Consider the following 17,091-nt stretch of genomic DNA (forward strand, 5'->3'; position numbering starts at 1 on the left):
ATGCCGCATATGACACGTAAACGCTACCTGCTACTCGCCCTGCTGCTGGCCTGGCTGCTCGCCCCCGAATGGCCGCAGGTGCCGGTGCAGGGTGCCAGCAGCAAGGACTGGCACCCCAAGAGTTTCTGGTTCGAGCCCTGGGGCCGCTCCGGCGTGCACAAGGGTATCGACATCTTCGCCCGCAGCGGCACGCCCGTGCTGGCCCCCACCTACGGCCTGGTGCTGCTGCGCGGCGAGATCGACATGGGCGGCAAGGTGCTGGTGGTGCTCGGGCCGAAATGGCGCCTGCACTACTTCGCCCACCTCGACAGCCACAGCGCCTGGCCCGGCCAACCCCTGTTGCCCGGCAGCCCGCTGGGCACGGTCGGCGACTCCGGCAACGCCCGCGGCAAACCGCCCCACCTGCACTACGCCATCGTCAGCCTGCTGCCTTACCCGTGGCGCGCCGATGGCAGCAGCCAGGGCTGGAAGAAGATGTTCTACCTCGACCCCAGCGCGATGCTGGGCGGCAAATAGCCCATCCGCCCGGACCAGCCGCCATCAAGCCACCGCGCCCCCTATGAACGATGAAAAGTTTTAGCGCTTCACACAAACGAAGATGGCGTTGCCCGACACGCCATCCCACGGCACTAACTTTTCATAATCATGTTCGAACACATGCACTGCAAAATAAGGCTGCAACAGTTGCTGCAACTCGGCGAAACTTGCAGCCACCATCGGGTGTTCATCCTGCCATGCCTGGGTCACCCCCTGCGTGGTCTTTTCGATACTGACCCTGAGCGACTGTTTGTCGCCATGCCCGCAATAGTTCCAGGCCGAACCGAAAGCAAACTCACTGCCGGCATGTTCGACGACATGCCGGACAAACGAGTTGTTATCGATCCGGTCTTTATCGACCGAGTTGAAACAGAAAACGCCACCTGCATCGAGTGCGCCATGCACACAGGCAATGCATTCGCGCAACCTGTCCAGCCCGCCGCTGTAATGGATGGAATACAGGAAGCAGGTGATCAGATCGAGGGGTTCGTCGACCGTGAAGGCACACATGTCCTGCAAGGCGAACTGCGCCTCGGGGCAGCGCAGCCGGGCGATGTCCAGCATCGGCTGGTTGATATCCAGCCCGCCGCTGCGGTAGCCGAACTCGATGAAATGGCGGACATGCGGCCCGGTGCCACAGGCCAGATCGAGGTGACGCCGGCCCGCGTTACCGAACAGCTGGTGCAGCCGGCGTACGGTGTTGCTTTGCGCCGGATAGTTGATATCGGCACACATCAGGTCGTAATAGCCGGATAAATCGGTATACAAAGCATTGGTGGACATGGCAATTCCGCAGACACATCAATAGTCCGCAGTATAGCAAGCAACCCGCGTGATACGGCAGGTAAAGTTTAAATGGCAGACAAAACAATTACGCCAGGCAAGCCAACACAATAATAATTTAAGTTAACCCACACTATCCGACATAGCTACCGCACAATAATTTCAGCGCCCGCAAACCAAGCAGAAGCTCCTCGCCGCAACAACCATTGTTTAATCGGACATTCAAGTAACGAAACGACCCGCCAACTTAATGCAGCGAACCTGCAACAAATCCATCCACGTTAATTACCGGTGCAAGCCACCGCTCCCGCCAGGGTTTTGCATGAGTCACCGGCAGCCAGCGGTAGCTGGCACCGAGCCTTTGCAATAGCCTTGTCGCGCCCATCGCCAACGGAACCCCGCCATGTTCAAACGCAGCTTCCACTCCCTCGCCACCACCTGGCTGGCCGGCCTGCTCGCCCTGCTGCCGCTGGCCCTGTCCCTGGCGTTGCTGGGCTGGCTGGTAAGCCTGCTGAACCAGCTGATCGGCCCCACCAGCTTCATCGGCAAGCTGTTCGCCGGGCTGGGCCAGCCCTTCGTCAGCAGCCCGTTGCTGGCCTGGCTGCTCGGCACCCTGGCGCTGCTGGTGGCGCTCTACCCGCTCGGCCTGGCCGTGCAGCTGGGCCTCAAGGGGCCGCTGCGCCGCCTGTTCGACCGCACCCTGCGGCGCATCCCGCTGCTGGGCAACCTGTATGGGCTGGCCGACCGCTTCGTCGGCCTGCTCGACCAGAAGGAAGGCGCCGACCTGGCCGCCATGCGCCCGGTCTGGTGCTTCTTCGGCGGCGACGGCACCGCCGTGCTGGCCCTGCTGCCCAACCCGCAGCCGATCGAGATCGACGGCCGCGCCTACCACGCCATCCTGGTGCCGACCGCGCCGGTGCCGGTGGGCGGCGGGCTGCTGTATGTGCCGGTGGAATGGGTCAAGCCGGCGGAAATGGGCATGGACCGCTTCACCAGCATCTACGTGTCGATGGGCATCACCCCACCCAAGGGCTAAAGCCTGTTCCGGCGCACGGCGCTCCCTACAAGCGCCGCACCGCCAGTAGCGCTAGCAGGAACAGCCCGGCCAGCGCCACCAGCAGCGCCGACCAGCCGAAGTGCTGCCAGATCCAGCCGCCGGCATAGCCGAGCACGCTGGAGCCCAGGTAGTAGGCGCACAGGTACAGCGACGAAGCCTGCGCCCGTGCCTGCCGGGCGCGCTGGCCGACCTGGCCGCTGGCCACCGCATGGGCGGCGAAGAAGCCCAGGGTGAACAGCGCCAGCCCCAGCACCAGCAGCCACAGCCAGGGCGCCGCGCACCCCAGCACGCCCAGCAGCATCAGGCCGATGCCACCCTGCAGCACCCGCCGCGCGCCGAGGCGCGTGACCAGGCGCCCGGCCCAGCCGGCGCTGAGAATGCCGCCCAGGTAGACCACGAACAGCAGGCCGATCACCGTCGCCGACAGCGAGAACGGCGGTGCAGCCAGGCGAAAGCCGACGTAGTTGAACAGCGCGACGAAGCCGCCCATCAGCAGGAAGGCCAGGAGGAACAGCAGGCGCAGTTGCGGATTGCCCAGGTGCCCGGCGAAATTGCCGAGCAGCCCGCGCAGCGACAAGGCCTGCGCCTGGAAATGCCGCGACGGCGGCAGCAGCCAGACGAACAGCAGCAGCGCCAGCAGGCCCAGCCCGGCAATCCCGCCGAGCGCCAGCGGCCAGCCGCCGAGGTCGGCCAGCAGGCCGGCAAGCAGGCGCCCGAGCAGGCCGCCGAGGGCGGTGCCGCCGATATACAGGCCCATCGCCGCCGGCAGCGAGTCGGGGTCGAATTCCTCGCCGACATAGGCCATGGCCAGCGCCGGCAGGCCGCTCAGGGCCAGGCCCAGCAGCGCGCGCAGCACCAGCAGCCACTGCCAGCTGTCGACCAGGGCGCAGGCCAGCCCCAGCAACACGGCCAGGCCCAGGGCGGCGACCATCACCGGCTTGCGCCCCCAGCTCTCGGCCAGGGCGCCGGCCAGCAACAGGCACAGGGCCAGGCTCAGGGTGGTCAGGGACAACGCCAGGCTGCTGCTCGCCGCCGACACGGCAAAATACCCGGCCAGCAACGGCAGCAGCGGCTGCACGCAATAGAGCATGGCGAAGGTGGCAAAGCCGGCGCAGAACAGCGCCAGGGTGGCCCGTCGATAGGCGACGGTGCCGCGCACCAGGTGCGTGGAAACAGGCGAGGCAGACATGCAGACTCTCGGACGGACGAGCCGATGGGAACCTCAGGCTAGCACAGGAAAGGCTACCGATAGCAGGCTAATCTTCCCCCTTTAGCGGTGCCGGCCCCGGGGTTAACCTGCGGCTTCGCTACCACGCCAACCCCAGTCGAACGGAGAACCACCATGCGCAAGTTGCTCCTCGGCCTGCTGTGCTGCAGCGCCCTGGCCCAGGCCGAAATCCAGACCCGCGAGATCCCCTACACCGCCGCCGACGGCACCCAGTTGGTCGGCTACCACGCCTGGGACGATGCCGTCGCCGGCCAGCGTCCCGGGGTGATCGTAGTGCATGAATGGTGGGGGCTGAACGACTACGCCAAACGCCGCGCCCGCGACCTCGCCGCCCTCGGCTACAGCGCCCTGGCCGTGGACATGTACGGAGCCGGCAAACACACCAGCCACCCGGACGACGCCAAGGCCTTCATGAACGCCGCCCTGGCCGACCCGGCCACGCCCAAGGCGCGCTTCCAGGCCGGCCTCGACCTGCTCAAGGCGCAGGCGCAGACCGACCCGGCGCGCCTGGCCGCGGTCGGCTACTGCTTCGGCGGCAAGGTGGTGCTGGACATGGCCCGCCAGGGCCTGCCGCTGGCCGCGGTGGTGAGCTTCCACGGCGCCCTGGTCACCGCCACCCCGGCCACGCCGGGCAGCGTCAAGGCCAGGGTGCTGGTCGAACACGGCGGCGCCGACAGCTTCATCACCGCGCAGCAGGTCGCCGACTTCAAGAGCGAGATGACGAAGGCCGGCGCCGACTACCGCTTCGTCGAACTGCCCGGCGCCAAGCACGGCTTCAGCAACCCGGACGCCGACGCGCACCAGGCCCACGGCATGGATGTCGGCTACCAGAAGGAGGCCGACCAGCGCTCCTGGGCCGACATGCGGGCACTGTTCGAGGAGGTGTTCTGAGCGGGCGCAACGACACCCGTCGACAACTCATGGGCAAGAAGGCTCCCTACTCGATATGGCATGGGTTCGCGGCGCGCAGGCGCGGGTAGATTGGCGTTGAGCGCAGCGAAACCCAACAGTCCGGGCTGGACCGTTGGGCTTCGTCGCGTTGCTCCTCAACCCAACCTAGGGTTTGGCGATCCGGCGGCAAACCGCAGGCAAAAAAAACGGGAGCCCAAACGGGCTCCCGCACTCATTCATCAGAGTAAAACCACAGCGGCAAATTGCCGGCCGTGGCTACAACCTCACCAGCGTTCAGTTGGAACGCGTGTCCCATCTAAACAGAAAACAAGCGTTTGCTCTGTAGCGCTTGGTTAACCTTTGCAAAGAAATGTAAACGGCTGGCCCGCTTCCCCGCTGCACGGCAGAATGCCGAGCATGACGTCCACAGCCATCCCCCCCTTCTGCACCCTGCTCCCCGCTGCCTGGCCGACGCCGCTTGCGCTGGCCGGCGCGCACCTGGTGCGGGCGCAGTTCGACCCGGCGCAGCTGCGCAGCGACGACTTTGCCCACTGCGCCATCGCCCCGGTCGACGGCGTGGCCAAGCGTCAGGGCGAATACCTGGCCGGGCGCCTGTGTGCGCGCCAGGCCCTGCAGCTGTTGCAGGGCCGCGCGGGCGTGCCGCAGCGCGGCGCAGACGGCGCGCCGCAGTGGCCGACCGGCAGCGTCGGCTCGATCACCCACAGCCATGGCCAGGCCGCCGCCCTGGTGGCGCACAGCCATGCCTGGCAGGGCCTGGGCCTGGACCTGGAAAAACAGCTGAGCCCGGCCCGCGCCGCCCGGCTGGCCGGAGAAATCCTCACCCCGGCCGAACTGCAGCGGGCCAGTGGGCTGGACGAACTGGCCCTGGCCCAGCGGGTGACCCTGACCTTCTCCCTCAAGGAGAGCCTGTTCAAGGCGCTCTACCCGCTGGTGCGGCAGCGTTTCTACTTCCACGATGCCGAGCTGCTCGAGCACGCCAGCGACGGCCAGGCCCGGCTGCGCCTGCTGCTCGACCTGAGCCAGGCCTGGCCGGCCGGCAGCCAGCTGAGCGGGCAGTTCGCCAGCTTCGACGGCTACCTGCTGAGCCTGATCGCCATCGCCGCCTAGCCGCAAACCGCCATCGAGCTGTGGTGGGCGCGGATTCATCCGCGCTCGGGGCCTGCTCCGAGCGGCCGGTTTATCGCGGATAAATCCGCTCCCACGGACAGCCAGAGCAGCCAGGCCCCGCACGAACCCGGTGGACGGATCTATCCGCGCGCGAGTCGCAACATGGGCCGCTCTTGCGCGACCGAAGCCGCTCCCACAGCGCTGCGCAGCAACACGGAATGGGGACAGCGCCGCCCGCAAACCCGGCGTTCAGGCCAGCTCGCCACGCAGCTGGCGCGCCGCCGCCAGCATGTTCACCAGCGCCGCCTCGGTTTCCGCCCAGGCGCGGGTCTTCAGGCCGCAATCCGGGTTGACCCACAGCCGCTCGACCGGGATGCGCGCCGCGGCCTTGCGCAGCAGGGCAAGCATCTCGGCGCTGTCCGGCACCCGTGGCGAGTGGATGTCGTACAGCCCCGGGCCGATCTCGTTGGGGTAGTCGAAACGCTCGAAGGCATCCAGCAGCTGCATGTCCGAGCGCGAGGCCTCGAGGGTGATCACGTCGGCATCCAGCGCCGCGATGGACTCGATCACCTCGTTGAACTCGCTGTAGCACATGTGCGTGTGGATCTGCGTTTCGTCGCGCACGCCGCAGGCAGCCAGGCGGAAGGCCTCGGTCGCCCAGCCCAGGTACGCCTGCCAGTTCGCCTTGCGCAGCGGCAGGCCCTCGCGGAAGGCCGCCTCGTCGATCTGGATGATGCGGATGCCGGCCGCCTCCAGCTCGACCACTTCGTCGCGCAGGGCCAGGGCCAGCTGGCGCGCCTGCTGCTCGCGGGAAATGTCGTCACGCGGGAAGGACCACATCAGCAGGGTCACCGGGCCGGTCAGCATGCCCTTCATCGGCTTGCCGGTGAGGCTCTGCGCATAGCGGCTCCAGGCCACCGTCATCGCCTGCGGGCGGCTCAGGTCGCCGTAGATCACCGCCGGCTTGACGCAGCGCGAACCGTAGCTCTGCACCCAGCCGAAGCGGGTCAGCAGGTAGCCGTCCAACTGCTCGGCGAAATACTCGACCATGTCGTTGCGCTCGGCCTCGCCGTGCACCAGCACGTCCAGGCCCAGTCGCTCCTGCACGCTCACCGCGTGGCGGATCTCGCCGTGCATGGCCTCGCTGTACTCGGCCGGCGACAGCTTGCCGGCCTTGAACGCCTGGCGCGCCTGGCGGATCGCCGCGGTCTGCGGGAAGGAACCGATGGTGGTGGTTGGCAACGCCGGCAGTTGCAGGCACGCCCGCTGGCGCTCGCTGCGCTGGGCGAACGGCGCCTGGCGCCGGCTGTCGGCAGGCCTGACGGCGGCCAGGCGCGCCTGCACCGCCGGCTTGTGGATGCGGCTCGACTGCGCGCGGCCGGCCTGCACCGCGCGGCTCGCCGCCAGGGCCGCCTGCACGCGGGCGTCCTGCGGCTGGTTCAGCGCGGCGGCGAGTACCGCGACCTCCTCGCACTTCTGCACGGCAAAGGCCAGCCAGCTCTTCAGTTCGGCATCCAGCTGGTCTTCGCGGCCCAGGTCCACCGGGCAGTGCAGCAGCGAACAGCTCGGCGCCAGCCACAGCCGCTCGCCCAGGCGCTCGTGGGCCTGCTGCAGCACCTCCAGGGCGCGGGCCAGATCGGTGCGCCAGACGTTGCGCCCGTCGACCACGCCGAGCGACAGCACCTTGTACGCCGGCAGGCGGTCGAGAATCGCCGGGAACTGCTCCGGCGCGCGCACCAGGTCGATGTGCAGGCCATCCACCGGCAGGCCGGCGGCCAGGCCGAGGTTGTCTTCCAGGCCGGCGAAGTAGGTGGCGATCAGCTTCTTGCCCGGCTCGCGCTGGAGGATGTTGTAGGCGCGCTCGAAGGCATTCTTCCAGTCCTGCGGCAGGTCCAGCGCCAGGATCGGCTCGTCGATCTGCACCCACTCCACGCCCTGGGCGGCCAGGCGCTGGAGGATCTCGCCGTACACCGGCAGCAGGCGCTCGAGCAGGTCGAGCCTATCGAACTCGCTGCCCTTGGCCTTGCCCAGCCACAGGTAGGTCAGCGGGCCGATCAGCACCGGCTTGAGCCGATGGCCGAGCGCGTGGCCCTCGGCCACCTCCTCGAACAGCTGCTCCCAGCTCAGGGCGAACTGCTGCTCGGCCGTGAACTCCGGGACCAGGTAGTGGTAGTTGCTGTCGAACCACTTGGTCATCTCTTGAGCGTGGGCACCGCCGCAGCAGGTGTTCTTGCTGCGCATGTTTCCAGAAACCCCACGCGCCATGGCGAACAGGGTATCCAGGCCCGGCCGGCCGCCGTGCGGACGAAAACGCGCGGGTATCACGCCGAAGGCCAGCGAGTGGCCGAGCACCTGGTCGTACCAGGCGAAGTCGCCGACCGGCAGCAGCTCGATGCCGGCGTCCTTCTGCAATTGCCAGTGCGCGGCACGCAGCTGGCGGCCAACGGCGCGCAGGCCGGCTTCGTCCAGCGTGCCCAGCCAATAGGCTTCCAGGGCCTTCTTCAATTCGCGGTCGCGGCCGATGCGCGGAAAACCGAGGGTGTGGGCCAATGCCATGGTCTATCTCCTTGTTCGTCAATGGCGCCATTCTCGACAGCCGACCACACATGAGACAAACTCAACATATTCGCGACGATCTACAGTTTTACTCACGATCATCACCGAGGTGGATAGGGCTCCGCTTGTCCACCGCCAACCCGCACAGCCCGAGTGGTGGATGAACAAGGCGTCATCCCCCCTACAGAGCGAGGCCACCATGCTGGAAATCCGCCACCTGAAAACCCTGCACGCCCTGCGCGAGGCCGACAGCCTGGTGGAAGCCGCCGAGCGCCTGCACCTGACCCAGTCCGCCCTCTCCCACCAGTTCAAGGAACTGGAAAGCCAGCTCGGCCTGTCGCTGTTCATCCGCAAGACCAAGCCGGTGCGCTTCACCAGCGCCGGCCTGCGCCTGCTGCAACTGGCCGACAGCCTGCTGCCGCAGATGCGCGGCGCCGAACGCGACCTGGCGCGCCTGGCCGGCGGCACGGCGGGCAGGCTGCACATGGCCATCGAATGCCACAGCTGCTTCCAGTGGCTGATGCCGACCATCGACCAGTTCCGCGACGCCTGGCCGGAAGTCGAGCTGGACCTGGCCTCCGGCTTCTCCTTCGCCCCGCTGCCGGCCCTGGCCCGCGGCGACCTCGACCTGGTGGTGACCTCCGACCCGGTGGAACTGGCCGGCATCACCTACGTGCCGCTGTTCACCTACGAAGCCATGCTCGCCGTGGGCAACCAGCACCCGCTGGCCGGCAAGCCCTACATAGTCCCCGAAGACCTGGCCAGGGAAATCCTCATCACCTACCCGGTGGAGCGCGACCGCCTGGACATCTTCACCCGCTTCCTGGAGCCGGCCGACGTCGAACCGGCGCAGGTGCGCACCTCGGAACTCACGGTGATGATGATGCAGCTGGTGGCTAGCGGCCGCGGCGTGTGCGGCCTGCCCAACTGGGCGCTGCACGAATACAGCTCGCGCGGCTACGTCACCGCCAAGCGCCTGGGCGACAAGGGCCTGTTCGCCACCCTCTACGCCGGCATCCGCGCCGACATGCTCGACGCCCCCTTCATGCGCGACTTCCTGCTCACCGCCAAGGACACCTCCTTCGCCACCCTCGAAGGCGTCAGCGCCGCGCGCAACTGACCCGGCGCCGCCCCTGCTGGTGCAAGATGGACTGCCCGGCGCTGCCGCGACGCCGACTAGGGCCAACCGAATCGCCAGCCACCCCGAGAGGCCAGCCATGCAAGTCAGCAACCTGTTCAGCGATGCCGCCGCCCCGCGGCAAGGCGAGCGTTTCGACACGCTGCTCAGCCACCGCAACCTGCAAATCGAGCGCATCGTCAGTTCGGACGCCATCACCCCGCAGGAGTATGTGCAGGCCCAGGACGAGTGGGTGCTGCTGGTGCGCGGGGAGGCCGTGCTGCAAGTAGCCGGCGAGCGGGTTGCACTCAAGGCCGGCGATCATCTGTTCCTGCCCGCCGGAGTGGCGCATTCGGTCGAGCGCGCCGCCGAGGGTTCGCTGTGGCTGGCGGTGCATCTGCACCCCGAAGCGGGCGCGGCGCCTGATTAACCGCCTACTGTGGCAGCGCGGGCAGGGGAAGCGACAGGCCGGCCAGGCGGCCGCTGTGCACCAGTGGGCAGCGCTGCGGCCGGTGCCGGTGGTACAAAGGCAGCCGCTAGCCCGCCAGGGCTTGCGGCGCAGTCGTCAGCAGGGGCGGCGCCGGTTGCCGAAATCGCGGCTGAAGCCGCTCCCACAAAAGCGAATATGTTGGCCCGATGTTTGTTAACAAGGACGTGACCATGAAGAAAGCCCTGCTACCACTGCTGACCCTGCTGGCCTTCACGGCCTATACCCTGTTCAGCCTGCTGCAGGCCGAGCAGTCGCTCCTGCAGTTCGGCCTGCAACTGATGTCGAGCCCCGACACCGCCCAGGTGGTGATCGACCTGTATATCCTCGCCACCCTGGCGTGCATCTGGATGTACCGGGACAACCAGGCGCGCGGCAAGTCGGTGGCCGCGGTGCTGCCCTACTTCGCGCTGACCCTGGTCTTCGTCTCCATCGGCCCGCTGCTCTATCTGGTGCTGCGCAGCCTGGCGCGCCCCCAGGGAGCCGGGCATGCGTAGAGCCCTGCCCGCCACCCTGCTGATGCTGTGCGGCGAGCTGCACGCCTTCCAGCCCTGCCCCGCCCCCAGCCAGCCCTGCGCCTCGCCCGGGCAGGTGCTGCTGCTCGTGGTGCTGCCCTGCCTGGTGCTGGCCGCGCTGGCGCTGCTGGCGCAAAAGACCCTGCGGCGGCGCTGGCTACGGCTGGTCAGCTGGCTGCTGCTGGCCAGCATCGGGGGGCTCTGGCTGCTGGCGATATACGCCGCCTTCAACGCCTACCTGGCGCCATGTGCAAGCGGGTGCTGGTATGGCATTGTCGGTTGAACCCTGCGCACGCGCCTCGCTCTGTCATTGAATCCAACGACCCGGTGACCCCGATGAACTCACACCGTACGCCCTGGCTCATAGGCGCCTCGCTGCTCTTGCTCGGCCTGCTGGCGCTCTCCGGCTATCACCCCTACGACCAGGCCACCTGGGCCCTGGAAGTGGCGCCGGTGCTGATCGCCCTGCCCATTCTCTGGGCCACCTATCGGCGTTTCCCGCTGAGCACCCTGCTCTATGTGCTGATTTTCCTGCATGCGCTGGTGCTGATGCTGGGCGGCGCCTACACCTATGCGCGGGTGCCGCTGGGCTTTGAGTTTGCCGAGGCGTTCGGCCTGCAGCGCAATCCCTACGACAAGCTCGGCCACTTCTTCCAGGGCCTGGTGCCGGCGCTGGTGGCCCGCGAGATCCTGCTGCGCGGCGCCTATGTGCGCACCCGCGCGATGCTGGCCTTCATCGTGGCCTGCATCGTGCTGGCCATCAGCGCCTGCTACGAGTTCATCGAATGGGGCGTTGCCGTGGCCGTGGGCCAGGGCGCGGTGGAATTTCTCGGCACCCAGGGCGACCCCTGGGATACCCAGTCGGACATGCTGTTCGCCCTGCTCGGTGCCCTCTTTGCCCTGCTGCTGTTCTCGCGCCTGCAGGACCGGCAGATCCGCCGCCTGCCGCCACGCGGCAACTCGCCCCAGCCAACCGCAGACCCGGAGTAGCCAGACAGATGGACGTCAACTGTGAATCCCTCGCCGAAGTGCGCGCGCAGATCGATCGCCTCGACCGGCAGATCGTCGCCCTGCTCGCCGAGCGCGGCCGCTACGTCAGCCAGGCGGCGCGCTTCAAGGCCAGCAGCACCGAGGTGCCGGCGCCGGATCGGGTGGCCCAGGTGCTGGCCAAGGTCGGCGCGCTGGCCGAGCAGGAAGGCGCCAACCCGCAGGTGGTGGCCCAGGTGTACCTGGCGATGATCGGCGCCTTCATCGAGGCCGAACTGGCCGAGCACGCCCGCCTCGAACGCGGCTGAAAGCGCCGCCACCTTTGCCCACGCGCAGAAACGACGATGCCCGGCGGATGGCCGGGCATGCTGCGTTTCCACTCTGCGCGTGCCGCGCGTATCAGCCGTCGGTGCAGCCGCCGCCGAGCACCCGGTATTCCAGGCGATGCACGCGGCCCTGGTGATCCTCGTAGGTCATGATCGACGGGGTCACGCCGCAGATCTGCGAGACATCGGTGGTGGCGATGACGCGGGCCACGTCCACATCCATGCCGTAGGTGTAGACCTCCACGGGCGGTTCGCCGCGAGCGGTGGTGTCCGCCTGCTCCGCCGCGAAGGCGAACGGGGTCAGGCCGGCCAGGGCCAGCAAGGTAAGAGCTTTCATGGGCAGTGTTCCTGAGTACAGGGAAAAGGACTTCGGCCGTGCCGGTATGCAGCGGCCGAAGTTGCAGCCAGTCGGCCCGGTAGAGGTAGCCTGGGCTGCTTAGCCTCGTCGTGGGAGGCAGGACAATTCTAGGTAGCCGGGCGGCGACGATATACCGGCGAAGTGCGCATGCACTGTTACCGCTCAAACAACAATCCGTCCTGCAGCAAGCCGTTTGGGCCCTCGGCATCCACCGCTTGCCCGGCGGCTTCCTCGACCACCACGGTGCAGGTCATTCCCGCGGCCAGCTGCAGGCCGGCCGGCACCTCGTCGAGGTGGATGCGCACCGGCACGCGCTGGGCCAGGCGCACCCAGTTGAAGGTCGGGTTGACGTCGGCGGTCAGCTCGCGGCTCTGCGGGTTGTCGCGGTCGTAGATGCCGCGGGCGATGCTGTCGACATGGCCGCGCAGGCGCTCGCCGCTCATCATGCGCATCTCCACCGGCGCGCCGAGGCGGATGCGCGGCAGGCGGGTCTCCTCGAAGTAGCCGTTGACGTAGAACGAGTTGCTGTCGACCAGGGCCATGCTCGGTTCGCCGGTGCTGGCGTAGTCGCCCTCGAACACGCTGAGGTTGGTGATGTAACCGGCGGCCGTGGCGCGCACCTCGGTGCGCTGCAGGTCGAGCCGGGCGGCATCCAGCAGGGCCAGGGCCTGCTGGTATTCGGCCAGGGCGATGGCGGACAGGTGGCCGGCATCCTCGCGGCTCTCGCGCGACACCACCAGGTCGTCCATCTCCGCGCGGCGCCGGGCGTTGACCTGGCGCATCGCCAGCGCCGCCTTGCGCGCCGCCACCAGGGCCTCGGCCTGCTGCACGGCCATCCGGTAGTGGGCCGGGTCGATGCGCAGCAGCAGGTCGCCGACCGCCACCCGCTGGTTGTCGTGCACCGCCACCTCGACCACCAGCCCGGCCACATCCGGGGCGATGTTGATGATGTCGGCGCGCACCCGGCCGTCGCGGGTCCAGGGCGAGTCCATGTAGTGCAGCCACAGCGTGCGCACCAGCAGCACGGCCAGGCCGAGGATGAGCAGGGTCGCGCAGACACTGACGAAGCGTTTCACGGGCATGGCGGTTCTCAACGGTAGATGGTCAGCGCCAGGGCGCTGTACAGGCAGGTGAACAGGCTCACGCGCAGCAGCGCCGGGTGCCAGGCATGGCGGTACAGGCCGCGCCAGGCAAACAGCCGGTCGAGCGCCCAGGCCAGCAGCAGGGCCAGCAGGAACAGCAGGGTCAGGCTCGGCAGGTACACGCCGTGCAGGGCGATCTCACGCGGCATGGGCGACTCCGTGGTGGTAGGCCGAGGCGCCGGGCGAGCGCAGCGGCGACAGCGGGTCGAGCAGCGAACTGCGGATGAAGTGCAGGTAGCTGAGCATGCGCCGCAGCGGCGAGCTGTCGAACTGCGGCGCGCAGGGTTCGGCGGTGCCGCGCAGGGTGTCGATGGCCTGCTCCACCGCATGCAGCGCGCGCTGCCGGTTGGCCTCGCCGGGCTGCACGAACAGGCGGATCAGCGCCCGCCCCATCAGGCGCACGGAATGCCGCCAGGGCATCGACTCGGCGTAGCAGGCCAGCGCCGGCAGGCGTTCCTGCTCCAGGCGCAGCTCGATCAGCGCGTGGCCGACCTCCTGCACGGTGAACATCCAGCGCAGCAGCTGGCGCTGCACGTCGGCACGCCCGGTGGAGAAGGCGTAGGCCTGGCTGAGCAGGTCGCGCGTGCCGCTCTCGAACTCGCCGACCAGGCCGCGCAGGCGGCCGCTCACCGCCTGCACCACGCACATGCGCAGATCGTGCTCCAGGCGCCGCCACAGCCAGGGCCGGTTGGGCGGCAGGAGCACCGCCGCGGCCACCGTGGCCAGGCCCATGGCGAGCAAGGCGGCGAGGTATTCGTTGAGCATGCGCTGGGGGTCGTAGAAGGTCAGGTTGGCCGGCAGCGAGAGCATGCAGAACCACATCAGCAAGCCCAGGCCGTAGCCGGCGCCGTACGGCCGCGCGGAAATCCACGCGCCGAGGGCGAACACCGGCGCCAGCGCACAGCACAGCAGGGCGAAGCCATCCAGCCAGGGCAGCACCCAGAAGGTCAGGAAAAAGCCCAGGCAGGCACCGCCGAGCGCGCCGAGGCCGATCTGCAGCGACAGGCGCCTGGGGCTCGACGAGGTCGACGCCAGCGCCGCGACCATGCCCACGGTCATGGCGAAGGTGCCGCCGCTGGGCCAGGCGGTGGCCATCCAGAACAGGCTGAGGAGGAGGATCAGCAGGCTGCTGCGCACCCCGGCCACCGCGGCCGCGGCGGCGTTGGCACGCGGGCGGAAGCTGTCCTGCCAGTCTTCGCGGGCATGCTGGTGGTCGAGCAGCGAGGCGTGGGTCTGGGCGTAGCCGTGCAGGTCATCGGCGAAGCGGTAGAGCAGCTCGGCGGCGGTGTCGTAGTCGAGTCGCTGCGCCTCGCCGGGTTGGCCCATGGCCAGCTGCGTGCGGCCCTGGCGGATGCTCTGCATCAGCGCCTGCTTGGCGATGGCCAGGCGCTCGGCCAGCTGGGCGGCATCGGCCTCGCTGCACAGGCGCTCATGCAAGGGCGCGAGCAAGGCATCGAGCTCGGCCAGGCTAGGCTGCAAGGCCTCGCGCACCCGCTGGCCGGGCGCCCCGGCGAGGCGCTGGAGCAGCTGGTGGAGGCCGTGGAAGCGGGTGGACAGGACCATGAACTCGTTGTTCAGCCGGCCCAGGCGGCCGCTGCGCAGGCGCATGTGCGGGTCTTCGAAGGCGGTGGCGCTGCGCAGGTTCTCCAGGCTCACCGCGGCGGCGGCGAAACGCACGTTGCAGGCCTCGAAACGCTCCACGCCGAGGTTGCCGCGCAGGCCCGCGCTGGCGAACCCGGCGAACTCGCGAAAGCGCGCCTGCAGGCTGCGGCGCAGGTCGTCGCTGCTGTGCTGCGGCAGCAGCAGGCCATGGACCAGGCCGGTGCAGAGAATGCCCAGGCTGATCTCCAGCACCCGCCACAGCGCCTGCATGAAGGCACTTTCCGGCGCCTGGGTGGCCGGCAGGCCGATCATCAGCGCGGTGTAGCCGGCCAGCACGCAGGCATAGCCGCGAAAGTCGCGGTAGCGCGCGGCGCCGGCGGTGCACAGGCCGACCCACAACGCCAGGCTGAGCATGAACAGCACCCGTTCCTGGTTGAACAGGGCGATCAGCAGCACCATCACCGCCAGCCCGAGCAGGGTGCCGATCAGGCGGTAGAAGCTCTTGGCCAGCACCTGGCCGCTCTGCGTCTGCATGACGATGAACACCGTGGCCAGCACGGTGGTCGGCTGCGGCAACTGCAGGCGGTAGGCCAGCCACAGGGCGATGAAGGCACTCAGCAGCGCCTTGCCGACGAAGGCCCAGGTCAGGCCGTCGCTGCGCGCCCAGTCGGCCAGCGCGAGCTTGAAGGAGTGCGGCATGGGAGGTCCTCAGGGCTGGGGAAGAAAGCGCAGGCGCGGCTCGCCCGGTGCCAGGTCGGCCTCGCTCGGCGCGCCGGGCTGCGGCTGCACGCCGGCGCCGAGGGCCAGCAGCAAGTCGGCCTGGGCGCTGAGCTGGGCAGCGCGTACCTGCTGCTGGGTGAGCTGGCGCGCGAACAGCAGCGGCTGGGTCTGCAGCACCTCGTCGAAACCGGTCAGGCCGCGCTGCTGGGCGAGCAGGGCCAGCTCGTGGGTGCGCTGCGCCGCCGCCACGGCCTCGGCGGCCAGCTGCGCCTGCTGCGCCAGCGACTGCTGCCGCACCAGGGCGTCGGCCACCTGCTGCAGGGCCTGCAGCAGGCTCTGGTTGTACTGCTGCACGGCCAGGTCGTAGTCGGCGCTGGCCACGCCCAGCTCGCCGCGCCGGCGGCCGCCGTCATACAGCGGCAGGCTCAGCGCCGGGCCGACGTTGTAGGCCAGCTTGTCGTAGTGCAGGAAGTCCAGCAGGCCGCCCTGGGTGGCGTTGCTGCCCAGCCCGGCGAGCAGGTTGACGTTGGGGTAGAAGCTCGCCTTGGCCACCTCGATGCCGCGCGCGGCGGCGGCCACCTGCCAGCGCCGCGCCTGCAGGTCCGGGCGGTGACCGAGCAGCTCCAGCGGCAGTTGCGTCGGCAGGCCGGGCTGGCGCTGCAGGGACAGCGTCGGCCGCTGCAGAGCCTCGCCCGCCCCCGGGCCCTGGCCGGCCAGCACGGCGATCTGATGCTGGTTGAGGACGATGGCCTCGTGCAGCGCGTCGATGCGGCGGTGGCTTTCCGCCAGCGGCGCCTCGGCGCGGCTGACCTCCAGGCGCGTGCCGATGCCATCGCGCAGGCGCCGCTGGGCCAGGCGCAGCAGGGCCTGCTGCTGGGCCAGGCTGGCCCGGGCGATATCCGCCTCGGCGTGCCGCAGGGCCAGCTGGATGTAGCTGCGCACCAGGTTGCCCTGCAGTTCCAGCGCCGCCAGGCGCGCCTCGGCCACCGCCTGGCGGGCCTGGTCGATGGCCTGCCGGCTGCGGCTGCGCTCGCGGCCCCAGAGGTCGAGGTCATAGCTGAAACCGAGCTGCGTGGTGTTGTTCCAGCTGCTGGTGCGGCCGAGCACACCGGGGCCGTAGAAGTAGTCGTCCGGCCAGCGCTTGCGCTGCACGCTGGCCTCAAGATCCAGCTGCGGCGCCTCGGCCGACTCCACCACGCCGGCCAGGGCCCGCGCCTGGCGCACCCGCGCGGCGGCCATGCCCAGGCTCGGGCTGGCGGCCAGCGCGCGGGCCATCCAGGCGTCCAGCTGCGCATCGCCATAGGCCTGCCACCAGCGTTCCTGTGGCCAGGCGGCCTCCCGCTCGGCCTGGCGCAGGGCGGCGCCGGGGTCGAGCCGCGCGGGCTGCAGGCGTTCGGCCTGTGGCACGATGCCCTGGCTGTCGATACAGGCGCTGAGAAGGGAAATCAGGGTCAACAGACTGGCACGAACAAGACACGGCCAAGGGGTGCGGGGCACTGCGCTACATCCTGAGAATGGCAAGAAGCCGAGAAGGCTGGCGATTCTAGAGGGGCGCCGGGCACCGGATAAGCGGGCGGATAGATGATGGATTGTGTACTGAAACAGCCATAATCCGGGCTAGACTTCGTGACAGAATTCGCTCCCAGCCAGAGCCGGA

Annotated in this window: 18 protein-coding genes; 10 read left to right on the forward strand and 8 right to left on the reverse strand. The window is 68.8% G+C overall.

Annotated elements, in window-relative coordinates:
• Positions 1 to 9 precede the first annotated feature (9 nt).
• Positions 10 to 516: a M23 family metallopeptidase gene (locus GV001_RS16415; RefSeq protein ID WP_372238553.1), complete on the forward strand. Its 507-nt coding sequence runs from the start codon at positions 10 to 12 to the stop codon at positions 514 to 516.
• Positions 517 to 576: 60 nt separating this feature from the next.
• Here GV001_RS16415 and GV001_RS16420 read toward each other — a convergent pair whose 3' ends face one another.
• Positions 577 to 1,320 carry a class I SAM-dependent methyltransferase gene (locus GV001_RS16420; protein WP_160081732.1) on the reverse strand — a complete coding sequence of 248 codons (744 nt, stop codon included), beginning with the start codon at positions 1,318 to 1,320 and terminating at the stop codon, positions 577 to 579.
• A gap of 403 nt (positions 1,321 to 1,723) precedes the next feature.
• On the opposite strand from GV001_RS16420, the gene GV001_RS16425 reads away from it, so the two are divergent.
• The gene (locus tag GV001_RS16425) at positions 1,724 to 2,356 is read left to right on the forward strand and encodes a DUF502 domain-containing protein (RefSeq protein ID WP_160081734.1); all 633 of its coding nucleotides are present in this window, start codon (positions 1,724 to 1,726) and stop codon (positions 2,354 to 2,356) included.
• Positions 2,357 to 2,381: 25 nt separating this feature from the next.
• On the opposite strand, the gene GV001_RS16430 is transcribed toward GV001_RS16425, so the two are convergent.
• Positions 2,382 to 3,566 (reverse strand): MFS transporter, encoded by a 1,185-nt coding sequence (locus GV001_RS16430; protein WP_160081736.1) that lies wholly within the window; start codon positions 3,564 to 3,566, stop codon positions 2,382 to 2,384.
• Between the two features lie 153 nt (positions 3,567 to 3,719).
• Here GV001_RS16430 and GV001_RS16435 point away from each other — a divergent pair, with 153 nt between their 5' ends.
• Both GV001_RS16435 and GV001_RS16440 read left to right on the forward strand, forming a co-directional pair.
• Complete coding sequence (locus GV001_RS16435) at positions 3,720 to 4,496, forward strand: dienelactone hydrolase family protein (protein WP_160081738.1); 777 nt, start codon at positions 3,720 to 3,722, stop codon at positions 4,494 to 4,496.
• A 417-nt stretch (positions 4,497 to 4,913) separates the two neighbouring features.
• Positions 4,914 to 5,624, forward strand: a complete 711-nt coding sequence (locus GV001_RS16440) for a 4'-phosphopantetheinyl transferase (protein WP_160081740.1) — start codon at positions 4,914 to 4,916, stop codon at positions 5,622 to 5,624.
• Between the two features lie 249 nt (positions 5,625 to 5,873).
• Here GV001_RS16440 and metE read toward each other — a convergent pair whose 3' ends face one another.
• Entirely contained in the window at positions 5,874 to 8,180 is a 2,307-nt protein-coding gene (gene metE, locus GV001_RS16445) for a 5-methyltetrahydropteroyltriglutamate--homocysteine S-methyltransferase (protein ID WP_160081742.1), read from the reverse strand.
• A gap of 199 nt (positions 8,181 to 8,379) precedes the next feature.
• Between metE and metR the strand changes: the two genes are divergently transcribed.
• From metR to GV001_RS16475, 6 genes are all read left to right on the forward strand, one after another.
• Positions 8,380 to 9,300, forward strand: a complete 921-nt coding sequence (metR, locus tag GV001_RS16450) for a transcriptional regulator MetR (RefSeq protein WP_160083438.1) — start codon at positions 8,380 to 8,382, stop codon at positions 9,298 to 9,300.
• A 97-nt stretch (positions 9,301 to 9,397) separates the two neighbouring features.
• Positions 9,398 to 9,727, forward strand: a complete 330-nt coding sequence (locus tag GV001_RS16455; RefSeq protein WP_160081744.1) for a cupin domain-containing protein — start codon at positions 9,398 to 9,400, stop codon at positions 9,725 to 9,727.
• A 230-nt stretch (positions 9,728 to 9,957) separates the two neighbouring features.
• A complete protein-coding gene (locus GV001_RS16460; RefSeq protein WP_160081746.1) occupies positions 9,958 to 10,281 on the forward strand; it encodes a DUF2834 domain-containing protein in 324 nt (107 codons plus the stop codon).
• Entirely contained in the window at positions 10,274 to 10,582 is a 309-nt protein-coding gene (locus GV001_RS16465; protein WP_160081748.1) for a hypothetical protein, read from the forward strand. The genes GV001_RS16460 and GV001_RS16465 overlap by 8 nt, the downstream gene beginning before the upstream one ends.
• Positions 10,583 to 10,635: 53 nt before the next feature.
• A complete protein-coding gene (locus tag GV001_RS16470) occupies positions 10,636 to 11,289 on the forward strand; it encodes a DUF2238 domain-containing protein (protein ID WP_160081750.1) in 654 nt (217 codons plus the stop codon).
• Positions 11,290 to 11,297: 8 nt separating this feature from the next.
• Positions 11,298 to 11,594, forward strand: coding sequence for a chorismate mutase (locus GV001_RS16475; RefSeq protein WP_160081752.1), 297 nt, complete (start codon positions 11,298 to 11,300; stop codon positions 11,592 to 11,594).
• A gap of 91 nt (positions 11,595 to 11,685) precedes the next feature.
• Here GV001_RS16475 and GV001_RS16480 read toward each other — a convergent pair whose 3' ends face one another.
• From GV001_RS16480 to GV001_RS16500, 5 genes are all read right to left on the reverse strand, one after another.
• Positions 11,686 to 11,949: a DUF2790 domain-containing protein gene (locus GV001_RS16480; protein ID WP_160081754.1), complete on the reverse strand. Its 264-nt coding sequence runs from the start codon at positions 11,947 to 11,949 to the stop codon at positions 11,686 to 11,688.
• A 176-nt stretch (positions 11,950 to 12,125) separates the two neighbouring features.
• Positions 12,126 to 13,052, reverse strand: coding sequence for an HlyD family secretion protein (locus GV001_RS16485; RefSeq protein WP_160081756.1), 927 nt, complete (start codon positions 13,050 to 13,052; stop codon positions 12,126 to 12,128).
• Positions 13,053 to 13,060: 8 nt separating this feature from the next.
• Positions 13,061 to 13,261: a DUF1656 domain-containing protein gene (locus GV001_RS16490; protein ID WP_160081758.1), complete on the reverse strand. Its 201-nt coding sequence runs from the start codon at positions 13,259 to 13,261 to the stop codon at positions 13,061 to 13,063.
• Positions 13,251 to 15,413, reverse strand: a complete 2,163-nt coding sequence (locus GV001_RS16495; RefSeq protein ID WP_160081760.1) for an FUSC family protein — start codon at positions 15,411 to 15,413, stop codon at positions 13,251 to 13,253. The genes GV001_RS16490 and GV001_RS16495 overlap by 11 nt, the downstream gene beginning before the upstream one ends.
• A 9-nt stretch (positions 15,414 to 15,422) precedes the next feature.
• On the reverse strand, positions 15,423 to 16,931 hold the full coding sequence (locus GV001_RS16500; protein WP_160081762.1) for an efflux transporter outer membrane subunit: 1,509 nt from the start codon (positions 16,929 to 16,931) through the stop codon (positions 15,423 to 15,425).
• Positions 16,932 to 17,091: the final 160 nt, after the last annotated feature.

The organism is Pseudomonas sp. 8AS, from assembly GCF_902506505.1.
In the GTDB taxonomy this organism is placed as follows: Bacteria; Pseudomonadota; Gammaproteobacteria; order Pseudomonadales; family Pseudomonadaceae; genus Aquipseudomonas.